Source organism: Mesorhizobium sp. M2E.F.Ca.ET.209.01.1.1, from assembly GCF_004010375.2.
In the GTDB taxonomy this organism is placed as follows: domain Bacteria; phylum Pseudomonadota; class Alphaproteobacteria; order Rhizobiales; family Rhizobiaceae; genus Mesorhizobium.
Genome location: NZ_SADP02000317.1, coordinates 1 through 394 on the forward strand (window position 1 = coordinate 1; position 394 = coordinate 394).

The window sequence follows — 394 nt, forward strand, 5'->3', positions numbered from 1 at the left end:
GCCCAGCCCCGCCCGATGAATCCGCTGCCGACGATCGCAACCTGTGCCATGGATGTTGCCCTCAAAGTGTTCCGACATTGCCGTCGACACCGAGCGACTGGCCGGAAATGTTTATCCCCGCATCCGAAAGCAGGAAGGCGACCACCGAGGCGACATCATAAGGGCTGGTCATGCGGCGCAGCGAGATGTTCTGCAGATAGCGCCCGGTCATTTCTTCGTGGCTGATGCCGATCTGCCTGGCGCGCGCCGAGATGACGCCCTCGATGCGGGGACCCTCGATGATGCCGGGCAGGATGGCATTGACCCTGATGCCGTGCGGCCCGAGTTCCTTGGCAAGGCTCTGTGTGAAGCCGATCACGCCGAACTTGGCGGCCGAGTAGGGCGTGCGGAAAGC

General features: G+C 63.2%; 1 protein-coding gene. It reads right to left on the minus strand.

Going from position 1 to position 394, the window contains the following annotated elements; all coding sequences use genetic code 11:
• Positions 1–61: 61 nt before the first annotated feature.
• A partial coding sequence (locus EN852_RS35805; RefSeq protein ID WP_135879682.1) for an SDR family oxidoreductase occupies positions 62–394 on the minus strand: 333 nt, incomplete at its 5' end.